At 73.8% G+C, this 654-nt stretch carries 1 protein-coding gene; it reads left to right on the top strand.

The features are described 5' to 3' along the window. A partial coding sequence (locus D474_RS0119775; RefSeq protein WP_017615239.1) for an acyltransferase family protein occupies positions 1–654 on the top strand: 654 nt, incomplete at both ends.

Below are 654 nucleotides of genomic sequence, written 5' to 3'. Positions count from 1 at the left end.
GCCCCCCCCCAGCCGGTCCTCGTGGGCGCCGGGGCCGCCGGGATGGTGCTGTGGTTCCTGTCGGTGTACGTGCTCGTGGTCGTGGCCACGCCCGTCCTGGCCCGCGCGCAGCGGCGCCTGGGATGGTGGGTGCCGATCGGGCTCCTCGCGGGTGCCGCGGTCGTCGACGCCCTGCGTTTCGGCAGCGGCATCGACGGTGTCGGCTACCTCAACGTCGCGTTCGTGTGGCTGGGCGTCCACCAGATCGGGTTCCACTACGCCGACTCCACGATCCANACCCCCCGCCGGTACGCAGTGGGTATGGTCGCGGGCGGCGCGGTCGCGGCGGCCCTCCTGGCGCTCGCCGGGCCGCACTCGCCCAACATGACCGGGGTCTTCGCCGCCGAGACCTCCAACGTCGCGCCGCCCACGCTGCTGCTGGCTGCGCTCGGCGTACTCCAGGTCGGCGCCGCCGTGCTCCTGCGCGACCGCATCGCCGCCTGGACCGACCGCCCCGCGCCCGCGCGCCTGCTCGACCGCGTGTGCCCGCAGCTCATGACGGTCTATCTCTGGCACATGCTGCCGATCAGCGTCGTGGCCGGCGTGCTCGTCTTCGGCCTGGGCATCCACACCCCCGAGCCCATGACCGGGCTGTGGTTGCTGTGGGGCGTGCTG

The organism is Nocardiopsis salina YIM 90010 (genome assembly GCF_000341025.1).
Lineage (GTDB): Bacteria > Actinomycetota > Actinomycetes > Streptosporangiales > Streptosporangiaceae > Nocardiopsis > Nocardiopsis salina.
This window is presented reverse-complemented; position numbering and strand designations above follow the sequence as displayed.